1 pseudogene is annotated in these 813 nt (G+C 47.2%); it reads left to right on the forward strand.

What is annotated here, in order from left to right:
* A pseudogene (locus tag QM911_RS09875) lies at positions 1–813 on the forward strand (hypothetical protein); the annotation flags it as partial.

Raw genomic sequence — 813 nt, forward strand, 5'->3', positions numbered from 1 at the left:
AAGCTGATGTTGATTCAGAAGCTGATGTGCTTGCTGATGCTGATGTTGATTCAGAAGCTGACGTGCTTGCTGAAGCTGATGTTGATTCAGAAGCTGACGTGCTTGCTGAAGCCGATGTGCTTGCTGAAGCTGATGTTGATTCAGAAGCTGACGTGCTTGCTGAAGCTGATGTGCTTGCTGAAGCTGATGTTGATTCAAAAGCTGATGTGCTTGCTGAAGCTGATGTGCTTGCTGAAGCTGATGTTGATTCAGAAGCTGACGTGCTTGCTGAAGCTGATGTTGATTCAGAAGTTGATCTTGATTCTGAAGCCGATGTGCTTGCTGAAGCTGATGTTGATTCAGAAGCTGATGTGCTTGCTGAAGCCGATGTGCTTGCTGATGCTGATGTTGATTCAGAAGCTGACGTGCTTGCTGAAGCTGATGTACTTGCTGAAGCTGACGTGCTTGCTGAAGCTGATGTTGATTCAGAAGCTGATGTACTTGCTGAAGCTGATGTGCTTGCTGAAGCTGACGTGCTTGCTGAAGCTGATGTGCTTGCTGAAGCTGATGTGCTTGCTGAAGCTGATGTGCTTGCTGAAGCCGATGTGCTTGCTGAAGCTGATGTTGATTCAGAAGCTGACGTGCTTGCTGAAGCCGATGTGCTTGCTGAAGCTGATGTTGATTCAGAAGCTGACGTGCTTGCTGATGCTGATGTTGATTCAGAAGCTGATGTTGATTCAGAAGCTGATGTGCTTGCTGATGCTGATGTTGATTCAGAAGCTGACGTGCTTGCTGAAGCTGATGTTGATTCAGAAGCTGACGTGCTTGCTGAAG

The sequence above is a fragment of the Streptococcus infantis genome (genome assembly GCF_047460825.1).
Classification (GTDB): Bacteria; Bacillota; Bacilli; order Lactobacillales; family Streptococcaceae; genus Streptococcus; species Streptococcus infantis_V.